Origin of the sequence: Mycobacterium kubicae (genome assembly GCF_015689175.1) — a bacterium.
Taxonomy (GTDB): Bacteria; Actinomycetota; Actinomycetes; order Mycobacteriales; family Mycobacteriaceae; genus Mycobacterium; species Mycobacterium kubicae.
On the sequence record NZ_CP065047.1, the window covers coordinates 5,429,263 to 5,442,973 of the forward strand.

The 13,711-nt window shown below is 65.6% G+C and carries 14 protein-coding genes; 9 read left to right on the plus strand and 5 right to left on the minus strand.

The features are described from left to right. Positions 1 to 26 precede the first annotated feature (26 nt). Together I2456_RS25380 and I2456_RS25385 are read right to left on the minus strand one after the other, a co-directional pair. Positions 27 to 800: a fructosamine kinase family protein gene (locus I2456_RS25380; RefSeq protein ID WP_241007805.1), complete on the minus strand. Its 774-nt coding sequence runs from the start codon at positions 798 to 800 to the stop codon at positions 27 to 29. Beyond that, positions 793 to 2,439 carry an acyl-CoA synthetase gene (locus tag I2456_RS25385; RefSeq protein WP_068025878.1) on the minus strand — a complete coding sequence of 549 codons (1,647 nt, stop codon included), beginning with the start codon at positions 2,437 to 2,439 and terminating at the stop codon, positions 793 to 795. The genes I2456_RS25380 and I2456_RS25385 overlap by 8 nt, the downstream gene beginning before the upstream one ends. Before the next feature lie 34 nt (positions 2,440 to 2,473). Between I2456_RS25385 and I2456_RS25390 the strand changes: the two genes are divergently transcribed. Beyond that, positions 2,474 to 3,337: a crotonase/enoyl-CoA hydratase family protein gene (locus tag I2456_RS25390; RefSeq protein WP_068025876.1), complete on the plus strand. Its 864-nt coding sequence runs from the start codon at positions 2,474 to 2,476 to the stop codon at positions 3,335 to 3,337. Between the two features lie 81 nt (positions 3,338 to 3,418). On the opposite strand, the gene I2456_RS25395 is transcribed toward I2456_RS25390, so the two are convergent. Further along, entirely contained in the window at positions 3,419 to 4,642 is a 1,224-nt protein-coding gene (locus I2456_RS25395) for a cytochrome P450 (protein ID WP_068161216.1), read from the minus strand. Positions 4,643 to 4,670: 28 nt separating this feature from the next. Here I2456_RS25395 and I2456_RS25400 point away from each other — a divergent pair, with 28 nt between their 5' ends. Next, the gene (locus I2456_RS25400) at positions 4,671 to 5,381 is read left to right on the plus strand and encodes an acetoacetate decarboxylase family protein (RefSeq protein WP_085072605.1); all 711 of its coding nucleotides are present in this window, start codon (positions 4,671 to 4,673) and stop codon (positions 5,379 to 5,381) included. Positions 5,382 to 5,429: 48 nt separating this feature from the next. Here the strand turns inward: I2456_RS25400 and I2456_RS25405 are convergent, their stop codons facing one another. Then, entirely contained in the window at positions 5,430 to 6,461 is a 1,032-nt protein-coding gene (locus I2456_RS25405; protein ID WP_068025869.1) for an LLM class F420-dependent oxidoreductase, read from the minus strand. Positions 6,462 to 6,543: 82 nt separating this feature from the next. On the opposite strand from I2456_RS25405, the gene I2456_RS25410 reads away from it, so the two are divergent. Genes I2456_RS25410 through I2456_RS25435 form a run of 6 tightly spaced genes read left to right on the plus strand, consistent with a single transcriptional unit; the run spans position 6,544 to position 11,910 of the window. Continuing rightward, a complete protein-coding gene (locus I2456_RS25410) occupies positions 6,544 to 7,536 on the plus strand; it encodes a Zn-ribbon domain-containing OB-fold protein (protein WP_068025868.1) in 993 nt (330 codons plus the stop codon). Positions 7,537 to 7,551: 15 nt separating this feature from the next. Then, the gene (locus I2456_RS25415; RefSeq protein ID WP_068161220.1) at positions 7,552 to 8,616 is read left to right on the plus strand and encodes a thiolase domain-containing protein; all 1,065 of its coding nucleotides are present in this window, start codon (positions 7,552 to 7,554) and stop codon (positions 8,614 to 8,616) included. Then, positions 8,616 to 9,794, plus strand: a complete 1,179-nt coding sequence (locus tag I2456_RS25420) for a thiolase domain-containing protein (protein ID WP_085072604.1) — start codon at positions 8,616 to 8,618, stop codon at positions 9,792 to 9,794. The genes I2456_RS25415 and I2456_RS25420 overlap by 1 nt, the downstream gene beginning before the upstream one ends. A 5-nt stretch (positions 9,795 to 9,799) precedes the next feature. Next, entirely contained in the window at positions 9,800 to 10,681 is an 882-nt protein-coding gene (locus tag I2456_RS25425) for a TIGR03619 family F420-dependent LLM class oxidoreductase (RefSeq protein ID WP_068025857.1), read from the plus strand. Between the two features lie 53 nt (positions 10,682 to 10,734). Continuing rightward, positions 10,735 to 11,091, plus strand: a complete 357-nt coding sequence (locus tag I2456_RS25430) for a nuclear transport factor 2 family protein (RefSeq protein ID WP_068025969.1) — start codon at positions 10,735 to 10,737, stop codon at positions 11,089 to 11,091. Between the two features lie 39 nt (positions 11,092 to 11,130). Continuing rightward, complete coding sequence (locus tag I2456_RS25435; RefSeq protein ID WP_085072603.1) at positions 11,131 to 11,910, plus strand: alpha/beta hydrolase; 780 nt, start codon at positions 11,131 to 11,133, stop codon at positions 11,908 to 11,910. 2 nt (positions 11,911 to 11,912) lie between these two features. On the opposite strand, the gene I2456_RS25440 is transcribed toward I2456_RS25435, so the two are convergent. Continuing rightward, the gene (locus tag I2456_RS25440) at positions 11,913 to 12,437 is read right to left on the minus strand and encodes a gamma carbonic anhydrase family protein (RefSeq protein WP_068025851.1); all 525 of its coding nucleotides are present in this window, start codon (positions 12,435 to 12,437) and stop codon (positions 11,913 to 11,915) included. Between the two features lie 113 nt (positions 12,438 to 12,550). Between I2456_RS25440 and I2456_RS25445 the strand changes: the two genes are divergently transcribed. Beyond that, on the plus strand, positions 12,551 to 13,708 hold the full coding sequence (locus tag I2456_RS25445) for a 3-ketosteroid-9-alpha-monooxygenase, oxygenase component (RefSeq protein ID WP_085072602.1): 1,158 nt from the start codon (positions 12,551 to 12,553) through the stop codon (positions 13,706 to 13,708). Positions 13,709 to 13,711 lie beyond the last annotated feature (3 nt).

The following is a 13,711-nucleotide window of genomic DNA, read 5'->3' on the forward strand; positions in this document are numbered from 1 at the left end:
TCGACCCTACCGATGGCGCCCGGCGGTCAGACGTCCAGCACGGCCCGCGCGACCACACTGGTCCGCTGCGCATGCCCACCGCCGAACAGCACGACGTGGGCCAGCAGCGGGAACAGCTGGTGCAGCCCGATCCGGCCTCGCCAACCCGCCCGCAGTGGTCGCACCAGCTGGTATCCGTCGATGATGGCCTCGTAGTGCGGGCAGCCGAACAAGGCCAGCATCGCGAGGTCGGCCTCGCGGTGACCGCCGTGAGCGGCCGGGTCGATCAGGACCACCCCGTCGGGCGTCCACATGACATTGCCGCCCCACAGGTCACCGTGGAGGCGCGCCGGTTGGTCGTCGTCGTCGAAGTCGCCGTTGCGGCATCGGCTCATCACCGCCTCGATCGCGGTGCGGGTCGCAGCATCCAAACGCGCCGCCGCGAGGTCGGCCATGGGGGCCAGTCGCTCCTCGGCGTAGAAGTCACCCCAGCGTCGGTGCTGGCGCACGGACATGGGCAGCGGTTGGGACAGCGGACCGAAGAAGCCCGGCCCGTCCCATCCGTCGGGTGCGGCGCCGAACGCCGCAGCGCCCGCGTCGTGGGTGACGGCCAGCCTGCTGCCGAACGCGTGCGCGGCGCCGACCGTCGGAGCCGTCGAATCGAGCCGCCGCAACGTCAGACGCGCCGAATCGACCGCCACCACCTCGGCGCAGGGCACCCCGCCCTCGACGGCGGAAAGCCATTGCAGACCTGCGGCTTCCCAGGCGAAATAACCGGCGGGCGCACCCGGGTGTTGCTTGACGAAGTCCCTGTCAGGCACCGGTTGCCACGTGAGCGGCATGCACGTCGTCGGCAGGACGCGCCTCGGTCTGCTCCTTGGCCCAACGGTAATCCGGCTTGCCGGCAGGAGAACGCTTCACCTCGTCGACCAGCCAAAGACTGCGTGGCACTTTGTATCCCGCGATCTCGGAACGGACGAACCGGTCGAGATCGGCCAGCGACGGCCGCGACCCCTCGCGGGGCTGCACGACGGCGGCCACACACTGGCCGTACCGCGCATCCGGCACACCGACGACCAAAGCGTCGAACACGTCGGGATGCCCCTTCAACGCCGCCTCGACCTCTTCGGGGTAGATCTTCTCCCCGCCGCTGTTGATCGACACCGAGCCGCGGCCCAGCATGGTCACGGTGCCGTCCTCTTCGACCACCGCGTAGTCGCCCGGGATCGCGTAGCGCACACCGTTGATCGTCTTGAACGTCTCGGCGGTCTTCTTCTCGTCCTTGTAGTAGCCGACGGGAATGTTGCCCTTCTTCGCGATGAATCCGCGCACGCCCGAGCCGGGCTTGACTTCGTTGCCGTCCTCGTCGAGGACGACGGTGCGGTGGTCGATCGACACCCGTGGCCCACCGCTGTGCGGCGCGCCCGCGGCGACAATGCTGGTGCCACCGAAGCCGGTCTCCGAGGAACCGATGGAATCGGTGATGACCCGATTCGGCAGCAATTCGAGCAGCTTCTCCTTGATGCTCGGTGAGAACAGCGCCGCGGTACTGGCCAGCAAGAACAGCGACGACAAGTCGTAGTCGTTTTCTTTCTGCAGCGCATCGAGCAACGGGCGGGCCATCGCGTCGCCGGTGAAGAACAGCAAGTTCACCTTGTGGGTGTGAATCGTGCGCCACACCTCGTCGGCATTGAATTCCGGTGCCAGGACGGTGGTTTGGCCGGAGAAGATCGACATCCAGGTCGCCGACTGCGTCGCGCCGTGGATCATCGGCGGAATGGGGTAGCGGACCATCGGCGGATTCGCCGCGGCGCCCTTGGCCAGGTCGTACTCGTCGGCGATGAATTCCCCGGTGGCGAAGTCGGTTCCGCCGAACAGCACCCGGTAGATGTCTTCGTGGCGCCACATCACGCCCTTGGGGAACCCGGTGGTGCCGCCGGTGTAGAGCAGGTAGATGTCATCGGCGCTGCGCTCGCCGAAGTCCCGCTCCGGTGAGCTGTCGGCGAAAGCGGAGTAGAACTCGACGCCGCCGTAGCGCTGGTAGTCCAGATCGCTGCCGTCCTCGACGACCAGGATCGTCTTGACGTTGGGAGTTTCGGGCAACACGTTGGCGACCCGGTCGGAGTACTGGCGTTCGTGCACCAGGGCCACCATGTCGGAGTTGTCGAACAGGTAGCGCAGCTCTCCCTCGACGTAGCGGTAGTTGACGTTGACCAGGATGGCGCCGGCCTTGACGATGCCGAGCATCGCGATGACGATCTCGATGCGGTTGCGGCAGTACAGTCCGACCTTGTCGTCCTTCTTGACGCCCTGCTCGAGCAGGTAGTGGGCGAGGCGGTTGGCCTTCTCCTCCAGCTCGGCGTAGGTCAACTGCTCGTCACCGCAGATCAGGGCGACACGGTCCGGCACAGCGTCGATGGCGTGCTCAGCGAGATCAGCAATATTCAGGGCCACGGCCACCAAATTAGAACGTGTTACATTTCTTGACAAGCTCATGCCCACTGTCGTGCGAAAGGCGGTCGCCGTGGTACCGGAGAATGACACAGCGCCAGCAAACACCGAAGCGGGGTCTACCGAGGCCGATGCCCTGGTGGAACAACGGGGTCACACCCTGATCGTCACCCTCAACCGCCCGCATGCCCGCAACGCCCTGAGCACCGAAATGATGGAAATCATGGTGCAGGCCTGGGATCGTGTCGACAACGATCCGGACATCCGCTGCTGCATCCTCACCGGCGCCGGTGGCTACTTTTGCGCGGGCATGGACCTCAAAGCGGCAACCAAAAAGCCGCCGGGTGAGTCCTTCAAGGACGGCAGCTACGACCCCTCACGCATCGACGCTCTGCTCAAGGGTCGCCGCCTGACCAAGCCGCTGATCGCCGCAGTGGAAGGACCCGCGATCGCGGGCGGCACTGAGATCCTGCAGGGCACCGACATCCGGATCGCCGGCGAAAGCGCCAAGTTCGGCATCTCCGAGGCCAAATGGAGCCTGTATCCGATGGGCGGCTCGGCGGTGCGACTGGTGCGCCAGATCCCCTACACCGTCGCCTGCGACCTGCTGCTGACCGGCCGGCACATCACCGCGCCCGAGGCCAAGGAGATGGGCCTGATCGGCCACGTCGTGCCCGACGGGCAGGCGCTGACCAAGGCGATGGAGATCGCCGAATTGATCGAGAACAACGGGCCCCTGGCCGTGCAGGCGATTCTGCGGACCATCCGCGAGACCGAGGGCCTGCACGAGAACGAGGCGTTCAAGATCGACACCCAGATCGGCATCAAGGTGTTCCTGTCCGACGACGCGAAGGAAGGCCCGCGCGCGTTCGCCGAGAAGCGCAAGCCCAACTTCCAGAACCGCTAGCCCTCTCCCGCGAGCAGACGCAGAATCACATTCCTCGGTCCCGATTTGTGCGATTCTGCGTCTGCTCGGCGCAAGACCGACTCAGCTCAGCGGTTTGGTCGGGGTGAAAACCACCGGCATGGACTCCAGCCCGCTGACGAAGTTGGCCGGCCGCAGCGGCAACGAGGCGTCCTCGGAGGCCAGCCGCAGATCCGGCAGCCGCTGCAGCACCCGCGCGGTCATCAGCGACAGTTCCAACCTGGCCAGCTGATTGCCCAGGCAGAAATGCGTGCCGAAGCCGAACGCCAAGTGGCTGTTGGGGTTTCGCTGAATGTCGAATCTCTCCGGATCAGTGAACACCGATTCGTCGAAGTTCGCCGACTCGAAGAGCAGCATGATCTTTTCGCCTTCGCGCAGCGCGGTGCCGTGAAACTCGGTGTCGGCGGTCAGGATTCGGCACATGTTCTTGACCGGCGCGGTCCAGCGCAGCATCTCTTCGATGGCACCGGGCAGCAGCGACGGATCCCGCTGCAGCAGGTCCCACTGGTCGCGGTTGCGCAACAGCTGCTCGGTGCCGCCGCTGAGCGTGTGCCGGGTGGTCTCGTCACCGCCGATCAGAATCAGCAGCGTCTCCATGATCAGCTCGTCATCGCTGAGCCGCTCCCCGTCGACCTCCGAGCTCACCAGCACGCTGACCAGGTCGTCGGTCGGCTGCTCCCGGCGCGCCGCGATGGTGGCCCGGGTGAATTCGTTGTACGCGGCGAACGCATCCATGGTGACTTGGAAATCGTCCTCGGAGACATGGGAACTCAGAAAGGTCACCAGGTCGTCGGACCACTTCAAGAACATGTCGCGCTGGTCCGGACGGACCCCGAGCATGTCGCCGATGACGGCCATCGGCAGCGGCGCGGCCAGGTCCCGGACGAAGTCGCATTCGCCCCGTTCACACACCGCGTCGATCAGCGTGTCGCACAGCGCGGCAATCGATTCCTCTTTGTCCTTGACCCGCTTGCGGGTGAAGCCGGCGTTGACCAGCTTGCGGCGCAACAGATGTGCGGGGTCGTCCATGTCGATCATCATCGGCATGGCGGGCTGATCGGGCCGGATGCCACCGGCGTTGGAGAACAGCTCGGGCTGGCGTTCGGCGTCGATGACGGATTGATACGTCGACGCCGCGGCCAGGCCGTTGCGGTCGCGAAAGACGGGCTGGTTGGCCCGCATCCAGCGATACGCCGCACGCGCTTGCCGGCTGCCGTAGAAGGTGCCGTCGGTCAGGTCGACGTCCGGCCTGGTCTCTGCCGCGGCCTCGGCCACCACTTCAGTCATCACATTCCTCCGGTTTACAGTGAGCGTTATGCCTGTCTCGCAACACACGATCGCCGGCACGGTGCTCACCATGCCGGTCCGCATCCGCGTCGCCAACGTTCATTCCGCGGTGTTCTCCGTGCCCGCGGCCGCCGCGCAGCATCTCATCGACTACAGCGGGCTCGAGGTGTGCCAATACCGGCCCGGTAAGGCGATCGTCATGCAGCTGCTGGTGCGCTATGTGGACGGAGATCTCGGGAAGTACCACGAATACGGCACCGCGGTCATGGTCAACCCGCCCGGCGTCCGGACGCGCGGACCGCGCGCGCTGGCCGGCGCTGCGGCGTTCATCCACCACTTGCCGGTGGACCAGTCGTTCACCCTCGAGGCGGGCCGCACCATCTGGGGCTTCCCGAAGATCATGGCGGAGTTCAGCGTCCGCGAGGGCAAGAAATTCAGCTTCGACGTCAGCACCGACGGGCAACTGATCGCGGGCATCGAGTTCAGCCGCGGCCTGCCGGTCCCCACCGGCAGCGCTCAGGTGCTCAAGACGTATTCGCACCTGGACGGTGTCACCCGGGAGATTCCCTGGGAGATGAAGTTGTCGGGCTTGCGGGCCCGGCTCGGCGGTGCCCGGATGCACCTGGGTGAGCACCCTTACGCCAAGGAACTCGCGTCCCTGGGTCTGCCCAAACGCGCGTTGGCGTCCTTGTCGGCGGCGAAGGTCGAGATGACCTTCGGCGACGCACACGCCATCTGACCGCACCCGGCCAATCTAGAACGCGTTCTAATCCCCTGGCAAGGCTCGCTACACGAGCGCGGCCAGCTCCCGGACCTGCTCAACACTGCGGGCAGCGACCACCATCATAGTCACGCCCGCGGCCTCCCAGGCCTTGATTTGCTTACGCACGTAGTCGAGATCGCCGACGATCATGGCGTCGTCGACCAGCTCGTCGGGAATGACCTCGGCGGCCTTGTCCTTCTGGTTCGACCGGAACAGCTTGGTGACGTCGTCGACCACCTGCGCGTATCCCATTCGCCGGTAGACGTCGGCGTGGAAGTTGGTGTCCTCGGCGCCCATGCCGCCCATGTACAGCGCCAGGTAGGGCTTGATCGCGGTGAACGCCGCGGCCCGGTCGTCACTGACCACCACCTGCGCCGTCGCACAGATTTCGAAGTCCTCGCGGCTGCGGCGCGCGCCGGGCCGCGCAAAGCCCTCGTCCAGCCACTCGTTGTACATGTCGGCCATCCGCGGTGTGTAAAAAATCGGCAGCCAGCCGTCACAGATTTCGGCGGCCAGCGCAACGTTCTTCGGGCCTTCAGCGCCCAGCATGATCGGGATGTCGGCGCGCAGCGGGTGGGTAATCGGCTTGAGCGCCTTGCCCAGTCCGGTCGTGCGCTCACCGGTCAACGGCAGCGGGTAGTGCGGCCCGTCGCTGGTCACCGGCTTCTCGCGGGCCCACACCTGGCGCAGGATGTCGATGTACTCCCGGGTGCGTGCCAGCGGCTTGGGGAACGACTGCCCGTACCAACCCTCGACCACCTGCGGACCCGACACCCCCAGGCCGAGGATGTGCCGGCCACCCGACAGGTGATCCAGTGTCAGTGCCGCCATGGCGCAGGCCGTGGGCGTGCGCGCGGACAGCTGTACCACCGAGGTGCCCAGCCGCACCCGATGCGTCGACGAGCCCCACCACGCCAGCGGCGTGTAGGCGTCCGAGCCCCACGCTTCGGCGGTGAAGACGGCGTCGAAACCGGCGTCCTCGGCGGCGGCGACGAATTCTCCCGCGTTCTCCGGCGGCTTGGCGCCCCAATACCCCAGCTGCAACCCGAGCTTCATGATTAGTACCTTTCCCGGCGGGAGAACACACCGATCCGAACCGATGTTGAAACCGTTCTTAGAACCTGTTCTACTCGAAGGCGTGACAGCCAGTTCGAGCGGCCCGACCCTGATCGATCACCGTGAGCCGCCCCTTTCCGCGCCGTTAACCTTGTCCTTCGACTACACCCGTTCGGTGGGTCCGACGCTCGGTAAATTCTTTACCGCATTGCGTGACCGCCACATTCTGGGAGTACGCGGAACCGATGGCCGGGTACATGTGCCACCCGCGGAATATGACCCGGTTACCTACGAACCGCTGGGCGAGATGGTACCGGTGTCCAGCGTCGGCACCGTCGTCTCCTGGACCTGGCAGCCCGAGCCGTTGGAAGGCCAGCCGCTGGACCGACCGTTCGCCTGGGCGCTGATCAAACTCGACGGCGCCGACACCCCGCTGATGCACGCGGTTGACGCGGGCTCGCCCGAGGCGATCAAGAGCGGTACCCGGGTGCACGTGCACTGGGCCGACGAGACGGTGGGCGCCATCACCGACATCGCCTACTTCGCCCTGGGCGGGGACGCCGAACCGGTGAGCGAGCAGGCGAATGACCAGGACCCGGTGTCGATGATCATCACGCCGATCCAGATGACGATCCAGCACACCGCCTCGCACGAGGAGAGCGCCTACCTGCGTGCCATTGCCGAGGGCAAACTGCTGGGCGCCCGCACCGGCGAAAACGGGAAGGTGTACTTCCCGCCGCACGGCGCGGATCCCGCCACCGGACAACCGACCACCGAGTTCGTCGAGTTGCCGGACAAGGGCACGGTTACCACGTTCGCCATCATCAACATCCCGTTCCAGGGGCAGCGCATCAAGCCGCCTTACGTCGCGGCCTACGTGCTGCTCGACGGCGCCGACATCCCGTTCCTGCACCTGGTCGCCGACGTCGACGCGCATGAAGTCCGGATGGGCATGCGCGTGGAAGCGGTGTGGAAACCGCGCGAGGAGTGGGGATTCGGTATCGACAACATCGAATTCTTCCGGCCTACCGGCGAACCCGACGCCGACTACGACACCTACCGCCACCACCTGTAAAGGGCTTACTTACCAATGAGCGCTCGCAATGTTGCGGTCGTCGGCTTTGCCCACGCCCCACACGTACGCCGCACCGACGGCACCACCAACGGCGTCGAGATGTTGATGCCGTGCTTCGCACAGCTTTACGAGGACCTCGGCATCACCAAGGGCGACATCGGCTTCTGGTGTTCCGGGTCCTCGGATTACCTTGCCGGACGCGCCTTTTCGTTCATCTCGGCCATCGACTCGATTGGAGCCGTGCCCCCGATCAACGAGTCGCACGTCGAGATGGACGCGGCCTGGGCTCTCTACGAGGCCTACATCAAGATCCTCACCGGCGAGGTCGACACCGCGCTGGTGTACGGCTTCGGCAAGTCCTCGGCGGGCATCCTGCGCCGCGTCCTGTCGCGACAGACCGACCCCTACACCGTCGCGCCGTTGTGGCCCGACTCCGTGTCGATGGCGGGGTTGCAGGCCCGGATCGGGCTCGACGCTGACAAGTGGAGTTACGAGCAGATGGCGCGCGTGGCGTTCGAATCCTTCGCCAACGCGACGCGGGTCGACTCCGAGCCGCCGCCGGTCAGTCTCGACGACCTGCTGGAGCGGCCGTTCTTCGCCGATCCGTTGCGCCGCCACGACATCGCCCCGATCACCGACGGGGCCGCGGCGATCGTGCTCGCCGCCGATGACCGGGCCCGCGAGTTGCGCGAAAACCCGGCCTGGATCACCGGAATCGAGCACCGCATCGAATCCCCGGCGCTGGGTGTGCGCGACCTGACCGAATCGCCGTCCACCCAGGTAGCGGCGAAGGCGGCGACTGGCGGGAAGACCAAGAACATCGAAGTCGCCGAGCTGCACGCCCCTTTCACCCACCAGCACCTCATCATCGCCGAGGCCATCAACCTGCCCGGCGCAACGAAAATCAACCCCTCCGGGGGCGCGCTGGCGGCCAACCCCATGTTCGTCGCCGGCTTGGAACGCATCGGTTTTGCCGCACAACACATCTGGAACGGGTCGGCGCAGCGGGTGCTGGCACATGCCACCAGCGGGCCCGCGCTGCAACAGAATCTGGTCGCGGTGATGGAAGGAAAGATCTGATGGCCGGCGCAGGGGCACAGCTTGCCGCGGTACTTGGCACCGGACAAACCAAGTACGTCGCCAAACGTCAAGACGTGTCGATGAACGGGATGGTCCGCGAAGCCATCGACCGCGCACTGGAAGATTCCGGGTCCACCTTCGACGACATCGATGCCGTCGTCGTCGGTAAGGCTCCCGACTTCTTCGAAGGCGTCATGATGCCCGAGCTGTTCATGGCCGACGCGGTGGGCGCCAGCGGCAAGCCGCTGATCCGGGTGCACACCGCGGGTTCGGTCGGCGGCTCCACCGGCGTCGTCGCGGCCAGCCTGGTGCAGTCCGGTAAGTACCGGCGCGTGCTGGCGATGGCCTGGGAGAAGCAGTCGGAGTCAAACGCCATGTGGGCGTTGTCGATTCCCATCCCGTTCATCAAACCCGTCGGCGCGGGCGCGGGTGGGTATTTCGCCCCGCATGTGCGCGCCTACATCCGGCGCGCGGGAGCTCCCGAACACATCGGGGCCATGGTGGCGGTCAAGGACCGGCTCAACGGCAGCCGCAACCCGCTGGCGCACCTACAACAGCCCGACATCACCCAGGAGAAGGTGATGTCCTCCCCCATGCTCTGGGACCCCATCCGCTACGACGAAACCTGCCCCTCGTCGGACGGCGCCTGCGCCGTCGTGATCGGCAACGAGGAGACCGCCGACGCCCAACTGGCACAGGGCCGTCCGGTGGCCTGGATCCACGCCACCGCACTGCGCACCGAGCCGCTGGCCTACGCCGGGCGCGACCAGGTCAGCCCCCAGGCCGGTCGGGACGCGGCCGCGGCGCTGTGGAAGGCGGCCGGCATCACCAGCCCCATCGACGAGATCGATGCCGCCGAAATCTACGTGCCGTTCTCCTGGTTCGAGCCGATGTGGCTGGAAAACCTCGGTTTTGCCGCCGAAGGAGAAGGCTGGAAGCTGACCGAAGCCGGGGAGACGGCCATCGGCGGGCGGCTGCCGGTCAACCCGTCCGGTGGGGTGCTGTCGTCGAATCCGATTGGGGCGTCAGGCTTGATCCGCTTCGCCGAAGCGGCCATCCAGGTGATGGACAAGGGCGGTGATCACCAGGTTCCGAACGTGCGCAAGGCGTTGGGCCACGCTTACGGCGGGGGGTCGCAGTACTACTCCATGTGGGTGGTCGGTAAGGACAAGCCGTGAGCCGGATGCAGTACACCTGCAGCATCGCGATGGGTCCGATCGACCAGCTGGTCGAGATCGCCAAGACCGCAGAGGAAGTCGGTTTCGACAGCATCGCGCTGCCCGATTCGCTGTTCTACATGGAGAAGGCGGCCGCCGACTACCCCTACACACCCGACGGGTCGCGGATGTGGGACGAAAACACCCCCTGGGTGGACCCGTTGATCGCCGCCGGTGCGATGGGCGCGGTGACCACCGAGCTGCGGTTCTATACCAACGTGATGAAGCTCGGCTCGCGCAACCCGTTGCTGCTGGCCCGTCAGGTCGGCTCGGTGGCCAACCTGACCAACAACCGCTTCGGATTCGGTGTGGGGATCGGCTGGGCGCCTGAGGAATTCGAATGGTGCGGGGTGCCGTACAAGCGTCGGGGCGCGCGGGTCGACGAAATGATCGAAGTCATCAAGCTGGTGCTCGCTGGCGGCATGGTCGAATTCCACGGGGAGTTCTACGACTTCGACCGGTTGCAGATGAGCCCCGCGCCCAGCAAGCCGGTGCCGTTCTACGTCGGCGGTCACACCGATGTCGCGCTGCGCCGCGCGGCGCGCGTCGGCGACGGCTGGACCAGCGCCATGATGACCGGCGAGCAACTCGCCGAAACCATCGGCAAACTCAACAAGCTACGCACCGAATATGGCCGCGGCGACCAGCCTTTCGAATTTCAGGCGGTCTGCATCGACAAGTTCGGCGTCGACGGGCATCGCGAGCTCGCCGAAATCGGCGTCACCGACAACATCGTCATCCCGTGGATTTTCGACGGCTTGAGCTTCGACGCTCCCCTGGGCAAGAAGCAGGATTCGATGAAGCGCTTCGCCGACACCTACATCCACTCGGGCTGGCAGGACTCGTGAGCACCACCGGGCATCCCGCGCACGAGGCCGGCCGCCGGTCCCGCGAGGCGGTCATGGCCCGCGACAAGGAGGCCTGGCTGGCGGTCTTCTCCGACGACGCGATCGTCGAAGACCCGATCGGTCCTTCGGTCTTCGACCCCGAAGGCAAGGGACACCGGGGGCGGGACGCCATTTCGGCATTCTGGGACGTGGCCATCGCCCCCACCAACAAAATCGAGTTCTTCTTCCGCGACACCTTCCAGTGCGGCAACGAAGAAGCCAACGTCGGCCACATCCTGATCACGACCGGCGACTACCAGACCACCGCCGAAGGCGTGTTCACCTACAAAGCCAACGACGAAGGCCAGTTGCTAGCGCTGCGCGCCTATTGGGAGATGGACCGCGCCGCGGCCAACACCCGCAAGATCTAGCAGTTCACAGTCGACACATCTGCTGTCACTCTTGACTATGTGTCCGCCAAGCACGTCGTTCTGGTCCATGGCTCGTGGAGCCGGGGGTCACAATGGGCCCCCGCTCGGGCCGCTTTCGAGGAGCGCGGATTCACCGTCCACACTCCCACGCTGCGGCATCACCAACTGCCCTTGGCCGAGGGCGCGAGGGAGATCGCGCGACTGAGCGTTCGCGACTACGTAGCTGATCTCACCGGGCTGGTCTCCTCTCTGGACTCCCCGGCGCTGCTGGTCGGCCACTCATTGGGCGGTCTATTAGTTCAGCTGGTTGCCGGTCGCACCGCGCATGCCGGCGTGATCGCCGCCTGCCCATCGCCGGTGGGCCCGTCTGGTCTGAATCGGACGACACTAGGGATCGCCATGGTGCACGCCGCCAAGCCGCGACCATGGATGAAACCAGTCCATCCGCCGACGTGGCAGCGGTTTCGCTGCGCCGTGGCGGGCGCCCAAACTGAAGACGTTGCGCGCGGTGCATTTAACGACTTGGTCTGCGAATCCGGCCGGGCCCTGTTCTTCGAACTTGCTATGCCGTGGCTGGACCGGGCCAGGGCGGCTGAGGTCGAACGCGGCCGGATTACGGGGCCACTGCTTGTCATCGCCGGCGAACAAGACCGCATCGTGCCGCCACGACTGGCACGCCGGATCGCGAACCGGTATCCGAACGCCAGCTACGCCGAGATCCCGGGATCCGATCACTTGGTGTTCCACGGCGAGGCGTTGCCGATCACCATGGGATATATCGATAATTGGGTCGCGCAGCAGGTACGTCTCGCCGGCTAACGCTAGATCGGCTCGAGTCCCGCCAGATGCCGCTGCGCCAGGTCTCGGTAGGCCTGCGGGTTGACGTTCACCCACATTTCCGCACCGGTTCCGGCGATCGGACCCTTGACCTGCGCCGGGGCGCCAGTCACCAGCATGCCTTCGGGAATCTTGGTGCCGGCCACCACCAGCGAATGCGCCGCAACCAAGCTGCGGGCGCCGATCACCGCGCCGTCGAGCACCGTCGCGTGATTGGCGATCAACGCTTCCGGGCCCACGTGCACGCCATGTATGACGCACAGATGCGCCACGGTGGCGCCGGGGCCGATGTCGACCGGGATGCCCGGCGGCGCGTGCAACACCGATCCGTCCTGCACATTGGCGCCTTCGCGGACCACAATCGGCGCGTAGTCGGCGCGGAGGACCGCGTTGAACCAGACCGATGCCCCCGCCTCGATAATGACGTCGCCGATCAATGTGGCGGTCGGGGCCACGAACGCGGTGGGATCGACGCGCGGCGAGCGACCCTCGAAAGCAAACAGTGGCATCGTTTAGATATACCGCCCTTCAGGCGTTTTCCATGGCCAGACCCGCCTCGTTGCGCACGCCTGCGGGAAAACTGTAACGTGTTCTAGTTAGAGACCGACTTGGAGGTGACCAGGTGAGTACCGACAGTGCAGCGGTCGGCATCCGGGAAATCGATTCCGGCACCTTGCCGACCCGATATGCCCGCGGCTGGCATTGCCTGGGAGTGGCAAAGGACTTCCTGGATGGCAAGCCGCACCCTATCCAGGCGTTCGGCACCAAACTGGTGGTCTTCGCAGACTCCCACGGTGAGCTCAAGGTTCTCGACGCCTACTGCCGGCACATGGGCGGTGACCTGTCCGAGGGCACCATCAAAGGTGACGCAATCGCCTGCCCGTTCCACGACTGGCGGTGGGGCGGCGACGGGCGCTGCAAGCTGGTGCCGTACGCCAAGCGCACCCCGAAGACCGCGCGCACCCGCTCCTGGACCACCGATGTGCGCAGCGGCTTGCTGTTCGTCTGGCACGACCACGAAGGCAACCCGCCGGACCCCGCCGTCCGCATCCCCGAGATCCCCGAGTACACCAGTGGTGAGTGGACCGACTGGCGCTGGAACCGAATCCTCATCGAGGGCTCGAACTGCCGCGACATCATCGACAACGTCACCGACATGGCGCACTTCTTCTACATCCATTTCGGGTTGCCGACGTACTTCAAGAACGTCTTCGAAGGCCACATCGCCTCGCAGTACCTGCACAACGTCGGCCGGCCCGACGTCAACGACCTGGGCACCTCCTACGGCGAAGCGCACCTGGACTCCGAGGCGTCCTACTTCGGCCCGTCGTTCATGATCAACTGGCTGCACAACAGCTACGGCGGTTACAAGGCCGAATCGATCCTGATCAACTGCCACTACCCGGTGACCCAGGACTCGTTCGTGTTGCAGTGGGGCGTCATCGTCGAAAAGCCCAAGGGCATGGACGAAGCGATGACCGACAAACTGTCCCGGGTGTTCACCGAGGGCGTCAGCAAGGGCTTCTTGCAAGACGTGGAGATCTGGAAACACAAGACCCGCATCGACAACCCGTTGCTGGTCGAGGAGGACGGCGCGGTCTACCAGTTGCGTCGTTGGTATCAGCAGTTCTATGTCGACGTTGCCGACATCAAGCCAGAGATGGTGGAGCGCTTTGAGATCGAGGTTGACACGACGCGCGCCAACGAGTTCTGGAACGCCGAGGTGGAGCAGAACCTGAAGGCTCGGGAATCTGAAGACGTCCCCGCGGAGCAGCACTAGCCG

What these genes read in the sequence shown, in the direction of transcription:
- I2456_RS25420 (WP_085072604.1), top strand. Translation starts at nt 8,616, where the DNA reads ATGGCCGGCGCAGGGGCACAGCTTGCCGCGGTACTTGGCACCGGACAA.
- I2456_RS25415 (WP_068161220.1), top strand. Translation starts at nt 7,552, where the DNA reads ATGAGCGCTCGCAATGTTGCGGTCGTCGGCTTTGCCCACGCCCCACAC.
- I2456_RS25405 (WP_068025869.1), bottom strand. Translation starts at nt 6,461, where the DNA reads ATGAAGCTCGGGTTGCAGCTGGGGTATTGGGGCGCCAAGCCGCCGGAG.
- I2456_RS25425 (WP_068025857.1), top strand. Translation starts at nt 9,800, where the DNA reads ATGCAGTACACCTGCAGCATCGCGATGGGTCCGATCGACCAGCTGGTC.
- I2456_RS25395 (WP_068161216.1), bottom strand. Translation starts at nt 4,642, where the DNA reads ATGACTGAAGTGGTGGCCGAGGCCGCGGCAGAGACCAGGCCGGACGTC.
- I2456_RS25390 (WP_068025876.1), top strand. Translation starts at nt 2,474, where the DNA reads ATGCCCACTGTCGTGCGAAAGGCGGTCGCCGTGGTACCGGAGAATGAC.
- I2456_RS25440 (WP_068025851.1), bottom strand. Translation starts at nt 12,437, where the DNA reads ATGCCACTGTTTGCTTTCGAGGGTCGCTCGCCGCGCGTCGATCCCACC.
- I2456_RS25400 (WP_085072605.1), top strand. Translation starts at nt 4,671, where the DNA reads ATGCCTGTCTCGCAACACACGATCGCCGGCACGGTGCTCACCATGCCG.
- I2456_RS25430 (WP_068025969.1), top strand. Translation starts at nt 10,735, where the DNA reads ATGGCCCGCGACAAGGAGGCCTGGCTGGCGGTCTTCTCCGACGACGCG.